The 20,807-nt window shown below is 44.0% G+C and carries 19 protein-coding genes; 2 read left to right on the forward strand and 17 right to left on the reverse strand.

The annotated features are described in order from the left end of the window. Positions 1-48: 48 nt before the first annotated feature. Positions 49-912 (reverse strand): 5-dehydro-4-deoxy-D-glucuronate isomerase, encoded by an 864-nt coding sequence (kduI, locus tag INP51_RS09965; protein ID WP_193734705.1) that lies wholly within the window; start codon positions 910-912, stop codon positions 49-51. A gap of 253 nt (positions 913-1,165) precedes the next feature. On the opposite strand from kduI, the gene INP51_RS09970 reads away from it, so the two are divergent. Next, positions 1,166-2,050: an AraC family transcriptional regulator gene (locus tag INP51_RS09970; RefSeq protein WP_193734706.1), complete on the forward strand. Its 885-nt coding sequence runs from the start codon at positions 1,166-1,168 to the stop codon at positions 2,048-2,050. Here INP51_RS09970 and INP51_RS09975 read toward each other — a convergent pair. The 10 genes from INP51_RS09975 to argC all read right to left on the reverse strand — a co-directional run bounded on the left by INP51_RS09975 (position 2,041) and on the right by argC (position 13,192). Next, positions 2,041-4,404: a DNA internalization-related competence protein ComEC/Rec2 gene (locus INP51_RS09975; RefSeq protein WP_329602298.1), complete on the reverse strand. Its 2,364-nt coding sequence runs from the start codon at positions 4,402-4,404 to the stop codon at positions 2,041-2,043. The genes INP51_RS09970 and INP51_RS09975 overlap by 10 nt on opposite strands. Next, positions 4,352-5,281 carry a GerMN domain-containing protein gene (locus tag INP51_RS09980; RefSeq protein ID WP_193734708.1) on the reverse strand — a complete coding sequence of 310 codons (930 nt, stop codon included), beginning with the start codon at positions 5,279-5,281 and terminating at the stop codon, positions 4,352-4,354. Before INP51_RS09980 ends, INP51_RS09975 begins: the two co-directional genes overlap by 53 nt. A gap of 10 nt (positions 5,282-5,291) precedes the next feature. Further along, positions 5,292-6,758, reverse strand: coding sequence for a sensor histidine kinase (locus tag INP51_RS09985; RefSeq protein ID WP_193734709.1), 1,467 nt, complete (start codon positions 6,756-6,758; stop codon positions 5,292-5,294). Continuing rightward, positions 6,715-7,404 (reverse strand): response regulator transcription factor, encoded by a 690-nt coding sequence (locus INP51_RS09990; RefSeq protein WP_193734710.1) that lies wholly within the window; start codon positions 7,402-7,404, stop codon positions 6,715-6,717. The genes INP51_RS09985 and INP51_RS09990 overlap by 44 nt, the downstream gene beginning before the upstream one ends. 24 nt (positions 7,405-7,428) lie before the next feature. After that, a complete protein-coding gene (locus INP51_RS09995; protein WP_193734711.1) occupies positions 7,429-8,115 on the reverse strand; it encodes a helix-hairpin-helix domain-containing protein in 687 nt (228 codons plus the stop codon). Positions 8,116-8,226: 111 nt separating this feature from the next. Next, on the reverse strand, positions 8,227-8,658 hold the full coding sequence (locus tag INP51_RS10000) for a DMT family transporter (RefSeq protein ID WP_193734712.1): 432 nt from the start codon (positions 8,656-8,658) through the stop codon (positions 8,227-8,229). A gap of 68 nt (positions 8,659-8,726) precedes the next feature. Next, positions 8,727-9,953 carry an aspartate aminotransferase family protein gene (locus tag INP51_RS10005; RefSeq protein ID WP_193734713.1) on the reverse strand — a complete coding sequence of 409 codons (1,227 nt, stop codon included), beginning with the start codon at positions 9,951-9,953 and terminating at the stop codon, positions 8,727-8,729. Continuing rightward, the gene (gene argB, locus INP51_RS10010) at positions 9,940-10,875 is read right to left on the reverse strand and encodes an acetylglutamate kinase (RefSeq protein WP_331463442.1); all 936 of its coding nucleotides are present in this window, start codon (positions 10,873-10,875) and stop codon (positions 9,940-9,942) included. The genes INP51_RS10005 and argB overlap by 14 nt, the downstream gene beginning before the upstream one ends. Further along, entirely contained in the window at positions 10,844-12,067 is a 1,224-nt protein-coding gene (gene argJ / locus INP51_RS10015) for a bifunctional glutamate N-acetyltransferase/amino-acid acetyltransferase ArgJ (protein ID WP_193734714.1), read from the reverse strand. Before argJ ends, argB begins: the two co-directional genes overlap by 32 nt. 51 nt (positions 12,068-12,118) lie before the next feature. Then, a complete protein-coding gene (gene argC, locus INP51_RS10020; RefSeq protein ID WP_331463443.1) occupies positions 12,119-13,192 on the reverse strand; it encodes an N-acetyl-gamma-glutamyl-phosphate reductase in 1,074 nt (357 codons plus the stop codon). A 142-nt stretch (positions 13,193-13,334) separates the two neighbouring features. Here argC and INP51_RS10025 point away from each other — a divergent pair, with 142 nt between their 5' ends. Beyond that, on the forward strand, positions 13,335-14,576 hold the full coding sequence (locus INP51_RS10025; RefSeq protein WP_193734715.1) for an argininosuccinate synthase: 1,242 nt from the start codon (positions 13,335-13,337) through the stop codon (positions 14,574-14,576). 98 nt (positions 14,577-14,674) lie between these two features. Here the strand turns inward: INP51_RS10025 and INP51_RS10030 are convergent, their stop codons facing one another. The 6 genes from INP51_RS10030 to buk all read right to left on the reverse strand — a co-directional run bounded on the left by INP51_RS10030 (position 14,675) and on the right by buk (position 20,800). Then, positions 14,675-15,892 (reverse strand): MFS transporter, encoded by a 1,218-nt coding sequence (locus INP51_RS10030; RefSeq protein WP_193734716.1) that lies wholly within the window; start codon positions 15,890-15,892, stop codon positions 14,675-14,677. A 13-nt stretch (positions 15,893-15,905) separates the two neighbouring features. Next, on the reverse strand, positions 15,906-16,742 hold the full coding sequence (locus INP51_RS10035) for an acetyl-CoA hydrolase (RefSeq protein ID WP_193734717.1): 837 nt from the start codon (positions 16,740-16,742) through the stop codon (positions 15,906-15,908). A gap of 4 nt (positions 16,743-16,746) precedes the next feature. After that, positions 16,747-17,256 (reverse strand): DUF1097 domain-containing protein, encoded by a 510-nt coding sequence (locus INP51_RS10040; RefSeq protein WP_193734718.1) that lies wholly within the window; start codon positions 17,254-17,256, stop codon positions 16,747-16,749. Between the two features lie 3 nt (positions 17,257-17,259). After that, entirely contained in the window at positions 17,260-18,198 is a 939-nt protein-coding gene (locus INP51_RS10045; RefSeq protein WP_193734719.1) for a flavodoxin family protein, read from the reverse strand. A gap of 113 nt (positions 18,199-18,311) precedes the next feature. Continuing rightward, the gene (locus tag INP51_RS10050) at positions 18,312-19,706 is read right to left on the reverse strand and encodes an LVIVD repeat-containing protein (protein WP_193734720.1); all 1,395 of its coding nucleotides are present in this window, start codon (positions 19,704-19,706) and stop codon (positions 18,312-18,314) included. A gap of 23 nt (positions 19,707-19,729) precedes the next feature. Continuing rightward, positions 19,730-20,800, reverse strand: a complete 1,071-nt coding sequence (buk, locus tag INP51_RS10055; RefSeq protein WP_193734721.1) for a butyrate kinase — start codon at positions 20,798-20,800, stop codon at positions 19,730-19,732. Between the last annotated feature and the right edge of the window lie 7 nt (positions 20,801-20,807).

The raw sequence follows: 20,807 nt of genomic DNA on the forward strand, positions 1-20,807 counted from the left end.
TTTCATGCGAGCATGAAAAAGCATAACTTTTCGACCCTGTATCATTCATTATAACAGATCTTTGTTCAAAACAAAATCCTGATCGTCAAAATCCTGATTTTCACCGACCATTCCCCAGATAAAGGAATAGTTCTTTGAACCGCTGCCGCAGTGAATCGACCAGCTTGGATTGATTACAGCCTCTTCATTTCTCATCACGATATGTCTTGTTTCCTGTGGTTCTCCCATATAGTGCATAACGAATCCGTCTTCTGGAAGTTCAAAATACATGTAGACTTCCATCCTTCTGTCATGTGTATGGCAGGGCATGGAATTCCATACACTCCCCGGTTCGAGGGATGTCATTCCCATCTCCAGCTGACAGCTTTCAACCTGTCCCGGAAGAATATATTTACAAAGAGTTCTGTGATTGGACTCTTCAAGGCTGCCCATCTCTACCTTATTCTCGTCCTTGATTATCACAACATCTTTGGAAGGCTGTCCTTCTTTTTTGATCAGCACTGTCGGATATACGGCATGTGCCGGTGCACTGTTAAGATAAAACTTAGCCGGATTTTCGGGATCATCACTTGTAAATGTGATATCCTTGCTTCCCATTCCGATATACATACCATCTTTGTGGGCAACATCATAAATTTTTCCGTCAATGCAGATATGTCCTGCACCTCCGATATTGATGACACCCAGTTCTCTTCTTTGAAGGAAATAATCCGCGCGGAGTTCTTCTTTTGCCGTCAAAGTTAATTCTTTCTTCGCCGGAGTAGCAGAACCCACGATGATGCGGTCTATATGACTGTAAACCAGTTTCACTTCATCCGGAATAAACGTGTTCTGAATTAGATATTCTTCTCTTAGCCGCTCAGTCGTATAATGTTTCATGTCTTTTGGTGACGAAGCTGTTCTTACTTCCATAATATACCTGCCTTTCTTATTAATCTGCCTAATTTGGGTTATAAATTTTATATCTATGATTAGTTTAACATATCCATAAATCTATTTCCCGTTATATAATGCCCAAAATCTTGCAAATCTTATCACTTTCCATTATACTTATCCTATGATGTTGGGGTCAAAAGGTATTTGACCCCTATGATACACGGATTACTCCGCACTTTGTGCTCACGTAATCCTACATCACCATTATACTTCAGGAAGGAGTCAATGTATGCAGCTTTATCATTCTTGCAGAGAAGCCATGAAATATTGTATAGACAGTAAGACTTTCGCCGCCGCATGGCTCTATAACGACGAAAAGCCCATGGATATCCATATTCATGACTGTTACGAGATCTATTATTCAATCTCTGGTGGAAAGCAGTTTTTAATTGATAACCGTTTTTACAATTTCAATCCAGGTGATATATTTTTTATTAACCAATATGAAAGTCATCATCTGTATCAAGTCGATGACGGCAGCCATGAACGAATTATCTTATCCATTTACCCGGATTACCTAAAAAGCTTCTGTACGAAAAACACAGATCTGAACTACTGTTTCACGTGCCGGAACACAAACTTCGGACATAAGCTTTCGCTTACCGATGAGGAGCAGAAAAGATTTCTCTATTTTGTCCACAATCTGACCGGAACGGAGGGATATGGACAGGATCTTATGGACAAGGCTGCTTTTCTGGAAATGATGATATTCCTGAATAAAATATTTTTAAAACGATGTGATCATGATCTGTTGGAACATGAAATCACAGGTGTACATCATGAACAGATTGACGGAATCCTCTCATATGTAAACCAGAACCTTGCCCAGAACCTGACAATACAGAATCTTGCGGATCAGTTTTATATCAGTTCCTCATATCTCTGCCGCATCTTCAAAGATGCGACGGGAACAACCATCAACAAATATATTACGGCAAAAAGAATCACTCGTGCAAAAGCCTTGCTGTCAGATGGGTACTCTGTTACCGAGACATGCAGTATGTGCGGATTTCGCGATTACAGTAATTTTCTGAAATCCTTTACAAAGGCTGTAGGAATTTCGCCCAGAAAATATGCACAGTTTTCAACCTCCTATGTCTCAATTCATTCTTGACGCTCCCCACAGCTAAGGCAAGGGGTTGTACGACACATGGGATAAAAAGTATGTACATAATAACAGTCCTTTCTGAGAGAGACGGTAACCGCACCACTTTCAGGTGTCGTATGGATATCAATCTTTCGTTCACTTAACCGATCGATCAATTCGCTATGGGGATGCCCATAGCGATTTTTTCTTCCACAGGAAATGACCGCAACCTCCGGCTGTACCTTGTCGAGAAACTGTTCCGAAGAAGAGTTCTTTGATCCATGGTGTCCAACTTTCAGATAATCAAACCTGTTCAGATCCTCGGATACTTTCTCCTCACCTTTACCCTCCAGATCTCCTGTCAGCAGTGCGTCAAACTCCCGAATGTGAACTCCCAACGTCACACATCCTGCATTTGGCTCTTCTTTGTAATCCCCGGTGTCAGGATGAAGTACATCCATGCAAAGATCCCCATTACATATCTGATCTCCTTTCTGAAGATACGAGACCGCAATCTTTTGCCTCCTGCTAAACTGGATAAAAGGCAGGCTTTCCTTGTCCCCTTTCATCCAAAGCGGCAGAAAAATATGATGAATCTTAAGAGCAGTTTCCTGATTTTCTACTTTTTTTAGCAGCTCCAAAATACCATTCATGTGGTCTTCGTCGGGATGAGTGAGCACAATGCCATCAATATCTCTTATTCCCTGACTTTTTAAAAAAGGAAGAATGCGATATTCACCCACTTTCTGTTCACTGGTACTTCCCCCGTCTATCAAATAGCAATAATCTTTGCCGTGAATAACTATCCCATCTCCTTGTCCCACATCAAGTACAGTGATCTTATCCAACTTGTCATCCCTAAACGTCAAAGTAAACAGGGCAGCTGCAATAATCACAGCACTGGCACTCCATATTTTTATAAAATTCGTTTTTTCCTTTTTTACGTAAAGCATACATGTAACCCCAAAAAAGGCTGCGTAATAGACGATCATCTGCCATAGCTGCGGCTGACCACAGATCCATACCGAACCAGGTATCGATCGAATTGCTTTCATCACAATTTCATAAAGTTCTAGTATCCCCCAGGCCGGGAGCAATATAATTCTGCCCGCAAAAAGACTGAAATGGCCTGCCGCCATCCCCAGTATTCCGGGAATCATCACAAAGTTCATTGTAGGTAAAATCAAAAGATTGGGAATAATTCCAAGCAGTGGGATTTCATAGAAATAGCGGCAGACAAAAGGTAGGGTTGAAAGAGATATGATGCTGCCTGAGAGAATTGCATCGCAGAAAAGTCTGATATATTTCTTTCTGTGATAATTTTTTGCACAGACACTCTTCGGGATCCATGTGTGCCATACCGGATAAATCACACTGACTCCCAAAACCGCCGCATATGACAGCTGAAATCCACTGTAGAATAAATATTGGGGATTTCCAATCAGAAGTAAAATCAGAGAAAGGCTCAAAGATGGCAACGGGTCATAACTTCTTTTAAAAACTTTGGCACCCAGATTGACGATAAACATCACCAGCGCACGCAGTGTTGCGACATGATTGCCCGTTAACCAACTGTAAAAGATCATAACAGATGCGGCGCCCAGTGCAGCTATCCATGTAGGCAGAGCACATCTGCGAAACAGACGATAACACCCCATGCCAAGGAGTGACAGATGCAGCCCTGAAATTGACAGAATATGGAGTACCCCGCCTGCCTGATAATTTATCTTTGTCTCAGCTTCCTCATATCCAGAATCACCCAGAAGCATGGCAATCAGCACGCCGGCATGTCTTTTGGGAAGCATCAAAAGCAAGTCATCTTCCATGGTCTCTTTCAACTGCTGAGCCTTTTCAGGCATTTTATTCTGTATTCTTAATACTTCAGTCTTTTCTGCAAACATCGTATATCCGATTCCCAGCGACTGATAATAGGCAAAACTGTCAAACTGACCCGGATTTGTTGGAGGGGCGGGATGTTTTAAGGTACCGCTTACACGGACGATACTCCCAACCTTATATACCGTATCTTCTTTCTCTTTTGCTATGGTAATCAATAATTTGTGATTTAATGGAATAGGAATGATTTCCTGAATTTTAGAATTTTCCAAACGTAAAAGTTCGGTATTTTTAAGATAATATTGAATTGAATTTTCTTTTCTTACTCTCTGATAAATCTGGCCTGTAACCTGAACACTTTTCTCCAAATCTATCGTTTTCGTTACCTCTTTTTGTTCCGCAGGCTCCCATATGGAAAAACCTGCGGCCTTTAAGAAAACAAGAAACACAACAAGACTCAGAGCAGCCCAGAAAAGAGGTCTGCTTAATCCTTTATTTCTCTTCTTCTGATATATAACTTTGATCCTCCTTGAACAGCTGATCAAGTGGTACTTTATCCCGGAATTTCACCTTACTTTCTCCATTGATTGAAAACTGAACCTCCTGCACTTTACAGTTTTTATGCAGGGAATTGACAATCGAATAGATGGAAACCTCCTCCGTGGCAGTCGGCGGATCTCCCTGAAAACTTTTATCCAAGTTGACATAGCAAATTCCCTCCGATGTTGCGACACTTAACACGCGCGTATCTGAAGGCAGAACAGATAGATGGTTCTCATCTTTCGGACCCTTTACCAGTTGTTCCACGACAACACGTTCCAGCGGGACGTTGCTGTTAAAGTAAACTTTTCTCTCCTCCGGAACAAGTTTTTTCCCTGTTTTATCTGAAAAATACAGCGTAAGCATCACATTTTGATAAGTGTTGATGTTCTTTCCTGAGTTTTCCGAAAAACTGTCTGAATTCATAAGACCTATGTCTCTGCCCTGAATGTCCTTTATCGGATTTCCATTCACGGTGATCTGGACTTTCACCACTCCCGGGATCTGCACAAATGTGCGGACAAGCCCGACTCTTGTGAGAATCTCCCTGGTATTGCTCTGTGTTTGATAAGCACTGCTCATATCGAGAGTCAGAATCCCCTCATCCCAGGTTTCTTTCTCAATTGTTACCTTTTTTGGCAAAAGTTTTCGATACTCTCCAGAATCACTCTTCTCCGATAAGAGATCCTGAAACTCCTTTACCATATCCATCGTCTTCGAAGACTTCGGACTATAGGATTTTTCTACTACCTGATCTTCTTCTTTATTTATATAATATCTATGGTAATGTTGATCTTTATCGTCATTTACTTTCTTATTCTGACACCCCGCCGCGAGACAAAAGATCACTGACAGCAGCAGGATGATTTTGATTCGATTCATAAAAAGCCTCCTATGCTACGTAGTTGATCGGTATTCTCACTGAGAAAGTGGTGCCTTCATTCTCTTTGCTGTAGACTTTAATCGCACCCCGATGCATTACGATGACTCTCCTGGTTATGGCAAGTCCAAGACCTGTTCCGCCAATTTCACGGGAATGTGACTTATCAACTCTGTAAAAACGTTCGAAGATCTGATCCAGTGAATCATTTGGAATTCCAATTCCCGAATCTGCAACCGTAACATAGAAGTACTTGTGGTCGGCATTTAACGATACTCTGACCCATCCTCCGGGATTATTGTATTTGATTGCATTTTCCACAAGATTAGAGAATGCAAGCGTAAGTTTCGTCTTATCAATCTCCGCATTTACCGGACGGAAGCTGTCTACAATTAGTTCGACATCTGCCTTCGCCGCGATTGGTTTTAATCGTTTTACCACCAGTTCCAAAAGCTCATTGATATTGATTACCTCAATATTCAATCCGGAGGCCTTTTTATCAAGCCTGACGAGCGAGAGCAGATCTGTAATGATTTGATTTTCTCTGTCGATTTCTTCTGTAATGTCCTGCATAAATTCCTGATAGATCTCAATCGGTACATCTTCCTGAGAATTCAGGGAATCCGCAAGCACCTTCATGGACGCAAGCGGCGTCTTGAGTTCATGAGAGACATTCGACACGAATTCCTGACGAGATTCATCGACAGAGCGCATCCTCTGAAGCATCTTGTTAAATGCATTCGTGATCAGTTCCGTCTCAAGATAATTCGGTACAGAGATACTCTCCTCCAGATATCCATCTGTGACATCTTCAATTGCATGTGTGATCTTTTGGAACGGCTGCATCAGATATCCTGACAGGACATACCCCAAAATTAGAACAACAAGCATGATAATCACGAGCAGAAATAAGCCTTTCTGTTCCAGATTATCCATGCCAGAACGTATCTCCATCGTTGAAAAGCTGATCAACATCACTCCCTGAAGTTCTTTTGTCTCCGGGTTCTGAATGCCGACTGTCATCTCAATATAATTATTCTTACTGTCATACTGACTTGCATCTTCACCGTTAAAACATCTTATAACCTCAGATGACACCATCATTTTGCCCCATTCAAGATCGTAGGTGTCCTTGATCACTTTAAAATCGTTGTTGATAACAAGAATCCTGCCGCCGTATATATTCGTGAGGAGACTGAGTTCGCCATTGATCACAGTGTTGGAGGGATTCTCCATATACCCCAGTTTCACAAGCTGATTACATATGATATCGGTCTGATTCTTGATTGTGGCAATTCTGGTAGTCACTGCCCGGTCCTCATAACTTTTCACAATACCATTTTCTATGATGACGGCGGGGATAATCCCGATAATAACCAGAATAATCGTAATACGAAATCTGAGGCTCCTTAAAAACTTAAATTTTTTCTTTAACTTATCCCTGGAAATAATAACCCACGCCCCATTTCGTCTGCACATATTTCGGATCGCTCGGATTAGGCTCTATTTTTTCACGAAGACGACGGATATGTACGTCCACAGTCCTGACATCACCCGGATATTCGTAACCCCATACGATATTCAAAAGATTTTCACGACTGTAAACTTTATTAGGGTTGTTGATCAGAAGCTGAAGCACATCAAATTCCTTCGCCGTCAGATTCACCTCTTTCTCACCGATGAATACACGACGGCTGTCACAGTCCAATCTGAGGTCTCTGGCCTTTATAATATTACTCTGTTCTTCCTTCGCCTGCTTTCCGTTGGTCCTTCGCATGATTGCCTTAATTCTAGCCTTTACCTCCAAGATATTAAAAGGTTTTGTAATATAATCATCTGCACCATATTCAAGTCCCAGAATCTTATCCATGTCCTCTCCTTTTGCCGTGAGCATAACAATCGGCACATTGGAAAATTCACGAATCTGCTGACAAACCTCAAGTCCGTTTAATTTAGGCAGCATAATATCAAGTAATATGATATCGTATTCATTTTCACGAGCCATAGTCAGGGCCTCTTCCCCATCATAGGCAGCAGATACTTCCATGCCTTCCTGCTCAAGGCTGAACCGAATCCCCTTCACAATAAGTTTTTCATCATCAACAACCAGTACTCTCTTCGCCATTTCGCTCTCCCTGTTCTATTCCCTTTATACGTCAATCTGGTCTTTTATTTTTTCAAAGAGCTTTTCTTTAATTCCTTCTATCTGCATAATATCTTCAATTCTGTCAAACCCGCCATGTTTCTCCCGATAATCGATGATCGATTTCGCTCTGGCCTCTCCGATTCCAGATAGCGTCATGAGTGCATCCATACCGGCCGTATTCAGATTTACTTTTGTGTCTTTTGTCCCTGGACCACCTGCAGTATCCGGGTCTGAAACAGAAGAAACCGCAGCCGCCGGCATGTCTTTCGTCTCTTCCTGCGTATACACCGTGACCTGCATTCCGTCGGTTAAAGTCTCTGCCTGATTCAGTACCCTCGTGTCTGCATCAGACAGAAGACCGCCTGCAGCTTCAATCAGCTGATATACCCGGCTGCCTGTGGAAAGCTCATAGACTCCTGGATTCTCCACAGCACCGCAGATATAGACATATATAGTCTCAGACTGCTTTGAATCAGACTTTACCTGTCCGTCAGAAGCGGAAGCCGTATTTTGGGAATCCGTGCTGTCGGTTATATTTGCATCCAAGGCAGAAGATACTGTAGCTAAAGCATCATCCTTTACTTTATATTCCTCTCCCGTCTGCGTACACGCGGCAAACAAACAGGTACATATTGTGATGACAGATATCGGCAAAACTGCCGAAAGGAATAACTCTTTCATGTTTTTCATAGATATGCACGCTCCTCACGCATTATTTTGCGGTGGATCCCTTGCCTGCACAACTACTCATATTGTAACGAACTTTTGCGAGAAATACAAGATGTCTGATAAAAAAAGAACTTATTCCCATTTAAAGATGACCACACCAGCGATGGCAACGACCATGCCAATAACTTTTCTCCACTCAAAGGGCTGTTTTTCCACCCCAAATATTCCCAGAAGTTCAATCAGATAAGCAACGATCAGCTGCGATATCACGATCAGCATCACGGCCTTTGAGGGGCCAAGCTTGTCCATGCTCTTCATGACTGTGATTGTAATAAATGCACCGATTACTCCGCCTAGCAGTGCATATTTATGATCCACCTGGATAAGTGCGCCGACATTATCACGTCCGGTAAACAGCCACGCCAGGGCACAGACCAGAAATGCTGAAATCTGCACCCATCCGGTTGAAACCCACAAGCTTGTCTGTTTCATAACATCTGTATTGAATACACCTTGAATACTCATAAGTGCCCCCGAGATCAGGGCAGTCAAAATTCCCATCATACTATAAGACTCCTTTCACGCACAATCTTTTGACATTAATAGCGTCTCCATATGATGGGATTTTATTCTTAAGTAAAGCTGTCCTTGTCTTGGGCTTTCATCACATCCGTCAGGGAAACCTTAAGCTTTTTGGCCATATCATCGATATCCTCTTTTGTGATGACAAGCGGCGGAACCAGACGAAGTACATTACCCGCCGCACTGATCACAAGAAGCCGATTTTTGGCTGCCGCTTCGATCACTTGCTCTACATATATCCCGTCCAGAACCAGCCCCTGCATGAATCCTTTTCCTCTTCTCTTATCCACAAAATCAAACTCATCGACGAGTTCATCTAATCGTTCCTCCAGATACGGGGTAAGCTCCCGTACATGATTTACGAGGTTTTCATTGTTTAGGATATCGACTACACTGCTCACGGCACGGCATGCAAGCGGGCTGCCTCCATAAGTTGTACCGTGATCTCCCGGCACTAGTGAACTTTTTGCCGTCTTTTGATTCAGGAGAAATGCACCCACTGGGAATCCGCCGCCCAGCCCTTTTGCAAGAGTCATGATATCCGGTTTCACCCCATATCCCTGCCATGCAAACATATATCCAGTTCTACCCATTCCGCACTGAATTTCATCCAGAATCAGAAGGATATCATGCTCATCACATAGTTTTCTGACTCCGACCAAAAAATCTTCGCTTGCCGGATAGATCCCTCCCTCTCCTTGAACAGTTTCAAGAATAACCGCACATGTTTTATCTGTCATGGCTGACCTTACGCTGTCAAGATCATTGAAATCAGCAAAGTGAACCCCAGCAATCAAAGGCTTGAAAGGTTCACGATAATAATCGTTTCCAGTCACAGACAGAGACCCCATACTTCTTCCATGAAAAGAATGATTCATGGCAATGATTTCATGGTCGGTATTCTTATCTCTTAGATATGCATACTTTTTTGCGGCCTTTATAGCGCCTTCTATTGCCTCCGTTCCGCTATTGGTAAAAAATGCACAATCCATCCCGGAGATACTTACAAGTTTCTCTGCCGCTTCGCCCATGGCAGTATTGAAATAGAGGTTTGAGGTGTGAATCAATTTGTCCATCTGATCTTTCAGAGCATCTATAAAAACCTGATTTTTATACCCGAGGACAGAGACAGCGATCCCCGCAGCGAAGTCCAGATACTCTTTTCCATCTGTATCATACAGGTGCACCCCCTTGCCTCTTTCAAGGACAATCGGCACCCGGTTGTATGTGTGAAGCACATTGGTTTCTGTCTTGTCCATATATTCACTTGTCTTCATAAAATCGCTTCTCCTCGTCACCTAATATGGCAGTCCCAATTCCTTTATTGGTAAAGATCTCAAGCAGGAGACAGTGCGGAATTCTTCCATCTAGTATGTGAACTCTGGATACATGATGCCTGATCGCATCCTGACAGTCGAGTAACTTGGGAATCATTCCGCCGCCCACATTTCCATTGCTGATTAAGTTATCTATCTCCCTTACATGTAGCTCGCTGATCAGACTTTTTGGGTTTTTGGGATCTTTGTACACCCCCTCCATATCTGTCAGGAAAGCGAGTTTCTCCGCAGACATTGCTTTGGCCAACGCACAGGCCGCATCATCCGCATTGACATTATAAGAGTGATACTCGTCGTCCATTCCGATCGGACATACCACAGGAAGAAAATCATCCTCCAGCAGATTTTGTAGGATCTTCGGGCAGACACTTTTCACTTCTCCCACATATCCGATATCTTTTCCATTCGAATATTTACGCTGCGTTTTTAACAGCTGTCCGTCTTTCCCGCTGATTCCGACTGCTTTGACTCCCAGCGACTCAATCTGGGCCACCAGTTTTTTGTTTACCTTGTTAAGTATCATCTCGGCGACTTCCATCGTAGACTCGTCTGTCACCCGGATTCCGTCTATAAACTGTGGCTTTATACCCAGTTTCTCTGACCACCGACTGATCTCTTTACCGCCTCCGTGTACGATGATTGGTTTGAAACCGACCAGTTTCAGCAAGACGACATCTTGTATCACGCTTCTCGTCAGTTTCTCATCCGTCATGGCACTTCCGCCATATTTTACAACGATGATTTTACGGTTAAATCTTTGAATATAGGGAAGCGCCTCAATCAGCACTTCCGCTTTGTCCAGATATTTCTGATTGACCATATTACTCCCTTCAGCTTCGATAATCCGAATTAATTTTGACATAGTCACAGGTGAGGTCGCATCCCCAGGCTGTGGCTGAAGATTCACCCATCTTCATATCGCACAGAACCGTAACCTCTGGTTCGGAAAGAATCTCTGTGGCTTTCTCTTCATCCACTTCAACAGCCACACCATCCCTCATAATCGTGATCCTTCCGGCTGCACTCTCAAAAAACAAGTCGATCACAGCGGGATTGAAGTTCACCCCGGAATAGCCAAGTGCACATAATATGCGCCCCCAGTTCGCGTCATGCCCACAGATCGCTGCTTTTGTGAGATTCGAGGAGACAACCGATTTTGATAACTTTACGGCATCCTCTTTCGATGCAGCCCCAAAAACTTTCACCTCAAAAAGTGCTGTTGCACCCTCCCCGTCACCGGCGATCTTCTTTGCCAGGATCGTATTCAACTCTAAGAGTGCCTGTAAGAACAGATCATACGCTTCATTCTTCTCTGTAATCTTGTCATTGAAAGCCGCCCCATTTGCGAGAAGCAAAACGGTGTCATTCGTCGAGGTGTCTCCGTCCACCGATATCATGTTATACGTATCTTTCACTACCTCGGAAAGTGCCGACTGAAGCAATTCTTTCGAGATGGCAAGATCCGTTGTGAGAAAAGACAACATCGTACACATATTCGGATGTATCATGCCGGAGCCTTTACACATGCCTGCCAGTGTCACTGTCTTTCCATCCACTTCGAAGGAAACCGCCGCTTCCTTTGACTTCGTATCCGTAGTCAGAACAGCTGCTGCTGCATCTTTTGCTGCTTCTCTTTTGCTGTCAAGCTTTAGTACAAGCATTCCCACGCCCTTCCTGATTTTATCGATAGGAACTTGCTTCCCAATTACCCCGGTCGAGGTTACAAGTACGGCCTCTTTGGGGATGCCAAAAGCTTTCGCTGCTTCCCTCGCCGTCTCTTCGCAGATCGTGGATCCCTCTTCTCCGGTACAGGCATTGGCAATTCCGCTGTTGCAGACAATCAGCTGTGCCAGGGTGCCTTCATTTACAATGTCTCTGTCCCATATGACCGGGGCCGCCTTGACAACGTTTGTGGTAAACGTTCCCGCTACTTGGGCGGGAATTTCACTGAATATCAAAGCCAGATCCTTTCTGCCGTTTTTTCTGATCCCCGCTGCTCCTCCGCAGGCTTTAAATCCCTTCGGTGCGGTTACTCCTCCGTCAAAAAATTCCATATATTCATCCTTTCTGTTTCTGATCATTATCTCGAGCCTATACTCGGCAGTTCAAGGAAACATTGGTGCCATGGTTAACCCTTCCTCTTCGGGGAGACCAAATAAGATATTCATATTCTGTACTGCCTGACCTGCCGCACCCTTTACGAGATTATCAAGTGCTCCCATCATGACAATTCTTCCCGTTCTCTCATCGATTTGAAAATTCAGATCCACATAGTTGCTGCCCCTCACCCACCTTGTCTCGGGACAGATTCCCCGATCCAACAGTCGTATAAAAGGTTCCTTTTGATAGAATCGTTCATAGGCATCTCTCACCTCATCCTCTGTGACATCTTTTGCAAGCGATGCGTAGGCTGTCACCAAAATTCCGCGGTTCATGGGAACCAGATGAGGGGTAAAGGTGACAGAAACCGGGCAGCCTGCCGCAAGGGAGAGCTGCTCTTCTATCTCTGGTGTATGTCTGTGAGTCGCTACGTTATAGGCCTTGATATTTTCGTTTACCTCGCAGTAGAGATTATCAAGCTTTGCACCGCGCCCGGCGCCCGATGTTCCGGATTTTGCATCGATGACAATCGAATCTTTATCTATCATGCACTCCTTTAGAAGTGGGTAGATGGCAAGTTCCGAACAGGTTGGATAACATCCCGGGTTCGCGATCAGCCTCGCACTTTTGATCTTCTCTTGGTTGATTTCACCGAGACCGTAAACCGCCTCATCGAGAAACTGCGGACAGTTATGTTGTACCTGGTACCATTTTTCATAGACAGATACTTCTTTGATTCTGAAATCTGCACTGAGATCAATGACCTTCGTCCTGCTTAAGATCTCCTCACTAAGTCTGGATGCCAGAAACCCCTGCGGTGTCGCTGTAAATATGACATCCGCCTCGTCCGAGAGGCGCTTTAGATCTTCATCGATACATCTGGCATCTACAATCTGAAACATGTTGCGATAAACTTCCTGATATTTCTTTCCTGCATAACTCTGACTGCCATACCATGCGATCTGTACATCCTTATGTCCAAGCAGCAGCCTTACGAGCTCTTCACCCGCATAACCTGTGGATCCTATAATTCCGGCTTTTATCACTTTACTTACCGCTTCCTTTCTGTCGTGCACCATCGTGCTCTCATAATCTTGAAAACTATCATACCGTATAATTGTATATTATGCAATACTTTTGTATAATTTTAATTTTTGCTTGCATAACATTAGATTATGTTGTATATTAATGTATATTAAAAAATCCCGGAGGATACTAGATATGAAAGAAAAAGTAATTTTAGCTTATTCAGGCGGACTCGATACCACAGCAATCATTCCGTGGCTGAAAGAAAATTTTGATTATGAAGTTATTTGCTGCTGTATTAACTGTGGACAGGGAAATGAGTTGGACGGCCTCGACGAGAGAGCGAAGCTTTCCGGGGCATCGAAATTATATATAGAAGATATCATCGACGAGTTCTGCGACGATTACATCATGCCTTGTGTAAAAGCCGGTGCTGTATATGAACATCAATATCTCCTTGGAACCTCTATGGCGCGTCCTGTGATCGCTAAGAAACTTGTTGAAATCGCCAGGAAAGAAAATGCCAGTGCAATCTGCCACGGGGCTACCGGAAAGGGAAATGATCAAATTCGGTTTGAACTTGGAATCAAGGCACTTGCCCCTGATCTTAAAATCATCGCTCCCTGGCGAATGACTGAGATATGGACTATGCAGTCACGTGAAGATGAGATTGAATACTGCCATCAGCATGGAATTCATCTTCCGTTTTCAGCAGATTCCAGCTATAGCCGCGACCGCAATCTGTGGCATATCAGCCATGAAGGTCTCGAACTTGAAGACCCATCCAGCGAACCGAACTATGATCATATGCTCATGCTCGGTGTGACACCCGAGAAGGCGCCGGATGAGGGTGAGTATGTCTCTATGACATTTGAAAAAGGAATTCCGAAGACATTAAATGGAAAATCAATGAAAGTTTCCGAAATTATCACGGAACTTAATAAGCTCGGCGGAAAACATGGAATTGGGATCGCAGATATCGTGGAAAATCGTGTCGTGGGGATGAAATCACGCGGTGTCTATGAGACTCCCGGCGGTACAATCCTGATGGCTGCACAGGAACAGCTGGAGGAATTAATTCTTGACCGTGAGACGATGGAAACGAAGAAAAAGCTAGGAAGCCAGTTTGCACAGATTGTATATGAGGGAAAATGGTTCACCCCTCTTAGAGAGGCAATTCAGGCATTCGTAGATGTGACACAGGAATATGTAACGGGCGAAGTAAAATTCAAACTGTATAAAGGAAATATCATTAAGGCGGGAACTACTTCTCCATATAGCCTGTACGATGAATCACTCGCATCCTTTACAACCGGAGATCTGTATGATCACCATGATGCAGAAGGATTCATCACTTTGTTTGGTCTTCCGCTGAAAGTCCGGGCTATGAAGATGAAAGAAGCAAAAAAAACAGAGAAATCTGACAAATCCAAATAATGAATCCGTAAGGACTAAAATGATAAATCTCCTGCTGCATAAAAAATGGTACATTCCTTCAGATATCACTTCTAAGGAATGTACCATTTTTCATAGTATCAAGGTTTTTTGATTTTTGTTGCAAGGACTGTTCCAAGTACGAGTGCACACAGCAGAACAACCAGAGTGCTCAGGTAAGATCCACTTTTGTCATAGAGAAGACCAGCAATTGTGCTGCCAAAGGAAGCAGCAAACAGATTCATATTCATGATTGGAAAATTCACACTATAATTCTTTTTTCCATAAAAGTCACCCACGAATGCAGAATTAGTGGTGGGTACCCCTCCGTATGCCAGGCCTGTTATAATAAATCCGATGACAAGAACGACAAAACTTCCTGTGACAATCGAACAAATCATGAGAATAACAGCCATAAAATAAAGGATCTCATTCACCACCATCGTCTTGGCACGGCCGATCTTATCATACATTCCACCGAAGATGACACGACCCACACCGTTAAAGACAGAGATCAGTCCAACAGCAGTGGAGATGACACCGGCCGTCTGAGACGGCGATACTTCCGTCACCATTCCACTGGCCTGAGCAATCACTGCCAGACCTGCTGCGGAGAGCAAAACTGACCAGATAAAGTATAACCAGAAAGATGATCTCTTCACCATCTGTCCAAACTTCATATCCCCATAAGATGCTTTACTGTCCTCTTGTTTCTTGTCTGTGTCCAGAAATGTCAGGACATTTGTCTCTTCCTCCGTCGGTTTTCGGATAAATACAGCTCCAATCAAAACAACAATAAAAAGAATCACTCCCATTGTAAGAAGGGAAGCTCGAAAAGCATCTCCAATTCCTGTATAAGCCTGATAGACTTTTCCAATCAGAAAACTTCCAATTCCAAATCCCATCAGTAATATTCCAGAGATCAGACCCGGCTTATCCGGAAAGAATTTTGTGACACTTCCCATGACTGTATTATAGGCAAATCCCGATGCTGTACCGGCCAAAACTCCATATCCGAGATAGAGTGCCGAAAGCGAATTCATCCTCGAGGCGATATAAAATCCGCCCAGGAATAAAAAGGCGGAAATAACCAGATTTATCTTAATATTTATTTTTTCTGACAAGATACCCGATACGAAACCGCCCAGACAAAAAAACATCATACAGATGGTAAATGTCAAAGACAGACCCGCACTGGTCCAGTCTGTAAAGTAAGCAGCAATTGGCCTGGAGAGTACACTCCAGGCATAGATCAGTCCTGCAAACAACAGGACAAACACTCCAATTGCTGCATGAAACCAACGATTCTTTTGTTTCATGTATAAAAACTCCTTATCTTCTCGGGATATATCCTCTGTACTGATGCAGTGCATCGCAGGTAGGATAGTCTGTGACAAAGATACCGCGGATCTCAAATCCAGGGTTCAGATATGGGAAAACATCCCCGTCTTTTGCCCATGACGGTTTTGCAATCTTATCAGCAGTCTCAACAGCCAGATGTTTCCATGCTGTCGGGCCTGTAAACCACATCTCAACAACTCTGCTCATCGGACAATCATTGACATCCTGCATCACCTTGCTTGTCAGGATTCTGGTACAGCAGTTATTATTTTGAAAATGAGGGAACACTTCTTCAAACAGCCACTTGTCTCCCTCTTCCTGAGAAACTCCGTTGGGATAGCGAACAGCAAAGTTCCATCGATAATTGACGCCATCTTCCAGTGTACGTCCGGTTCCTTTAATGTCTTCTTCCCACCACATCGGGCAGAATGCAAAGACAAATGGAGGACATCCATTGTCTCCGCCTGTGGCTCTGGCATCATCCCCGGAGAGATTTGCATCTCCCGCAGTCATCGGAACCGTTCCCTGCCATTTCAAAGCCTCAATTGGCATATATTCCTGGAATGTCTTTACCTTCAATGCAGGGTCCATAATGTTGACAAGCCAGTGGTGCTCTGTCAGCTGCATACGGGCTGTTCCAAATCTCTCTCCACCTTCAGGTGTCGGAAGCGCGTTGTAGAAATCATATTTTGTACAATATGGCTCAAACTGTGAGATACTTTCCGGGATATGATGAAAATACAGCCAATGCTGTAATAAGTGTCTATATTCTTCATCAACTACATCCACGTAGATAAAACTACGCATAGGATTAAATTCAACTGGCATTTCTTTACTCCTCCACTTTTTTCTTTTGAGTTAATATCTTTACAAACATATTTACACCCACCCCTACATACCAGACACCGACAGCCATCGCTGCCGCAATCTGAAGAGGAAGTGTCTTTTCTGCTTTTATAATTTCCGGCGTCATCAACGTCAGCCCGATCGCCCAACCGGATAACCAGGCCGGAAGATAGATGAAACGCTCAAGAATCGATGCTATGACAACTGCAAAAAAGCCTAACACAGCAAGGGTTACATAAAGACTGAGATTCTCATTCCATGGCAGGCTGCTCATCGTCTTAAGTGCCAGAAGAGCCCAGAGATCTCCGCACCAGAATCCGATCATGGTCTTCCATCCATCTTTTACTGTTCCTCGGCCCGCGACGTAAACACCTGCACAGATCAGTGCAACCGCTCCGCACTTTACGCTAAGATATGGTGCTGCAACCGCCCAGAGGGGCGGAAACAGTGCGATACCAAGAGCCAGAACGAATATGTTTCTTGCTTTACTATTCATATATTACTTTTCGTCAGGATATATCGGGCTGATAAAATCCGTATACTGTTTCTTACGAGCCTTGAATTCCTCTGTCTGACGCACTTTCATAAAGTTTCCTTCCATCTTCTGGATATCCGTTCCATGGATGAATTTTCCGGGAAGTGTATCATGAGCATGCTCGAGCTGTTCTTTTGGGAATTCAAATGTGTATTTTCCATCTTCCACTTTTATTTCGCCGACCATACCGCACTGGGCACAGATCGCTTTTGTAGATCCCGGCTCAAGATAGAACAGTTTGTTGTGGCAATGAGGGCAGACGCCTTCCTCTCCTTTATACTCAGCATGTTCAATATCTTTCGCGGCATTTGCAAGATTGACACCGATCTGATGAACTTCAGCCAGTCTCTCATCGTCCATCAGGATCTCTTTCGCCCAGGGATACCATTTGTTGTCAATTACTTTATACATGTCGACCAACGCGTGCATGGCATGCTCACACTGTACTCTGGTTCCCCAATCCGATCCACCGACACCGAGGTAAGAGATCACTTTATCCTCAAGAATTCTCGGATCCGGGATCTTTCCGCCATTTTCTTCGGCAAGTTTTGTTCCGATGATATTGTTTCCGCGATCCATTCTGGGTCCAAAACGATCCATGAATGTATGGAAGAGTCCAGACGCACCCTCTTCGAAGATCGGGTCCGAGATGAGAACGCCATCAGCATCCAGAATCTTATCACGAACCCAGTCAAAATCATCCTTTAAGACGCACATATTTCCTTTTCCGGTTACAAGAGCTCTTGAACAGGCGCAGCATCCGGTGCAGTGTTTGATATCAAGTTCAGACATTCTGATGAACTCAACTTCGGCTCCGGTCTCTTTTGCTCCCATCAGTGCTTCGATACAGAGTGAATCATTGGTGCCATTTTTTGTTCCAAAGGAAATTCCTAAAATTTTCATATCGTTTTTCATCCTTTTCAGTTTTTTCTAATAATGCCATTTTTGCAGCCAAAAATTGGCCGCTATGGCATCCATGCAGGGTGATGTCTGTGTGTTTGCAGACATATGATTCATTACTTGTCTTCTTTCATTTTCAGTATGTAAAAACCGTCATCCAAAGCGTCGATGATGATATAGCCCCTGTCATCGACAATACAATCTTCCGTGCATGCAAGACGCGGACCCGGGAAATCAGGGAAATAGGATTCTTCCGGTTTCTTATTCGGATTTGGTGGAATGAAGTAAGCCAACTCCTTAATATAATAAGGATCGGATACATCATATACACGAAGTCCGGCTGAAAAATAACAACAGTAAACACGGTCCCCTCTTTGCTCTAACCATGGCTTATTGGACATTGGCTCATGAACGTTGTGAGGTCCGAACGGGCCGGCTTTTCCTTTGAGTCCGGCTGTATTGAAGTTCTTGTATGGGAAGTCTTTGGGAACTTCCGGATACGGGAATTCTGCAATCAGAGTCGGATTCTTCGGGTCGCTGACATCAATCATGTGCAGATTGTTTAATGCCTGTGCCTTCGTGATCTTTTCCGGTGTGAAAAACTGGAATCTCTCACCTTCATTCTGGCATACAACCAGATCACGTCCCGGAAGCGGCAGTGCCGTATGCGTTCTTGCTCCGGCAAGTTCACTGGAAAATGCCGGACGAAGAGATAATTCACCAAGGCATTTCGGCCTTGTCACATCGTTGACATCGAGAACTACAAGCCCGGCTCCGCCGTATCCCATGTAGCAGATTCCGTCACGGACAAACGGCGGTCCATGAAGCCATCCTTTGTCCATAAAAGAGGATACATGCGGTGCACCGGGATCAAAAGTTCTGTCAGGATATCCATCTGCATACTGATCTGGTCTCCACCAACGGCCGACCTCTACCGGATGTGTGGGATCAATGATGTCGACAATACGGTAAATCATTCCCTCGAAGCCTCTACAGTCACTGGAGAGATGGACATAACGACCGCCGTTATACATAAAGCGGTGAACGCCCAGAACGTGTTTCAGTCCACAGTCCCAGTATCCTAAAAACTTCGGATTTTCGGGATCCTCCTTTAAACTATAGATACGGATTCCGGCTTCACACTTGATGTCTCCTTGTCCGCTCTGGTCAACAAGTGCCCCTGGACCGCTGCCGCAGCTCATAGCTACGATCATCAGATCATCTGCAATCTGCAGTTTTGGGCATGTTGTCGTGGGATATTCCTTTGAATCCAGCAATTCAAAATGTCTGATAAACTTCGGATCGTATGGATCTGTCACATCACTGATCATCACGCCGTTTTGTGTGCCGCCGAAACAGCAGCCGTACAGATAGTATTTGCCGGCTTTTGTCTTGTAAAGAGCCATCTGGAACATACCACAGTTGCCGTCAAGGTTGTTAAAAGAGCAAACCTCGAGGTTTTTGATATATCCATTATTACCTTTACCTTTTGCATAAAATTTGTCTGCCATAAAAGCTCCTTTCTCTAAGATATCTACCTGAGCCTGTAATCTTCTGCCATTTCCTCACCCTTTAGAATACGAAGAGCACCCATCGACAAAGACTCAAGCTCGTTTTCACCGGCCATAACTTTTACCGGTGCTATAAAGCTCACATACTCTGTAATCCAGTCTGTAAGCATCTTGGAATGAGCCACCCCGCCGGTCAATATGATGGCATCAGTATTCCCTTTCAGTGTTGGAGAAAGTTCACCGATTCCCTTTGCAATCTGGTAAGCCTGGGCCTTGTAGATCTTCTCGGCCTCTTTATTCCCCTCTTCTACCATATGTTCAACTTCGATGCAGTTAGATGTCCCCAGATAGGCCTTAATTCCGCCCATACCTGTTTCTTTTTTTTGCATCTCGCGTTTGGTATATTCTCCACTATAGCACATATCGATGATATAGTTAAGCGGAATACTTCCCGCACGCTCGGGAGAAAACGGACCGCCATCAGACGTGATTACATCGATGATCCTGCCCTTTTCGTGAGCACTAATTGAGATTCCGCCTCCAAGATGAGCCACTAAAAAGTTCATCTCCTGGTAAGTCTTTCCGAATTCTTTCGCCGCTTTCCTGCACATAGCCTTGGAATTCAGGACATGGCAGAAGCTGGCTCTTACCACTTCCGGCATACCTGTGATTTTTGCGATATCCTTCATCTCGTCAGATCCGACTGCATCGTAGATATAAGCCGGAATCCCAAGCGGTGAAGCGATTGCATCCGCAATCAGTGCACCCAGATTGGAAGCATGTTCAACGGTTGCCGGATCAGTAAGCTTTTTCTTCATGTCCTCTGTCACTCGATATCCGCCGGCATGAATCTGTGTCAGCTGTCCGCCTCTTCCGACGACTGCGGAAAGATCTTTGACATCTGCCCCATGTTTTTTCATGGCATTTAAGATATTGTCTTTTCTCATGTCAAACTCATCCACGACACGTGAGTACTGTTTCAGTTCTTCATCCGAATGCATTACATTCTCCGAAAACATCTCTTTTTCGTCTTCGTAATATCCGATTTTCGTAGAAGTTGAGCCGGGGTTAATGGCCAAAATCTTATAACTCATCCAATTT

Origin of the sequence: Blautia liquoris (genome assembly GCF_015159595.1) — a bacterium.
GTDB lineage: Bacteria > Bacillota > Clostridia > Lachnospirales > Lachnospiraceae > Novisyntrophococcus > Novisyntrophococcus liquoris.